Source organism: Streptosporangium amethystogenes (assembly GCF_000721075.1).
GTDB lineage: Bacteria > Actinomycetota > Actinomycetes > Streptosporangiales > Streptosporangiaceae > Streptosporangium > Streptosporangium amethystogenes.
This window is the reverse complement of sequence record NZ_JOEQ01000139.1, coordinates 1-639: the sequence shown is the minus strand read 5'-3', so window position 1 is coordinate 639 and position 639 is coordinate 1. Positions and strand designations below refer to the sequence as shown.

At 71.8% G+C, this 639-nt stretch carries 1 protein-coding gene; it reads left to right on the top strand.

Annotation, left to right across the window (positions count from 1 at the left end; all coding sequences use genetic code 11):
* A partial coding sequence (locus IG98_RS0143985) for an aldehyde dehydrogenase family protein (RefSeq protein WP_030926583.1) occupies nt 1-639 on the top strand: 639 nt, incomplete at both ends.

The following is a 639-nucleotide window of genomic DNA, read 5'->3' as shown; positions in this document are numbered from 1 at the left end:
ATGGTGCCGATGTGGATGTTCCCGATCGCGATCGCCTGCGGCAACACCTTCATCCTCAAGCCCTCGGAGAAGGACCCCTCGGCGTCGCTGCTGATGGCCTCGCTGTGGAAGGAGGCCGGGCTGCCGGATGGCGTCTTCGGCGTCGTCCAGGGCGACAAGACGGCGGTGGACCGGCTGCTGGAGCACCCGGACGTGCGCGCGGTCTCGTTCGTCGGATCCACGCCCATCGCCAGGTACGTCTACGAGACCGGCACCCGTCACGGCAAGCGGGTCCAGGCGCTCGGCGGCGCCAAGAACCACATGCTGGTGCTGCCCGACGCCGACCTGGACCTGGTCGCCGACGCCGCGGTCTCAGCGGGCTTCGGCTCGGCCGGCGAGCGCTGCATGGCGATCTCCGTCGTGCTGGCCGTGGACCCGGTCGGCGACGAACTGGTCGACAGGATCGTCTCCCGGGTCTCTGAGCTGACCGTCGGTCCCGGCGACGACCCGTCCGCCCAGATGGGGCCCCTGGTCACCGAGGCGCACTGCGACAAGGTCGTCTCCTACCTGGACCTGGGCGTCGCCGAGGGCGCGAAGCTCGTCGTGGACGGCCGCCGGACCCCGGTCCTGGGCGGCGCGGCGGCGGCCGAGGCCTCCGGC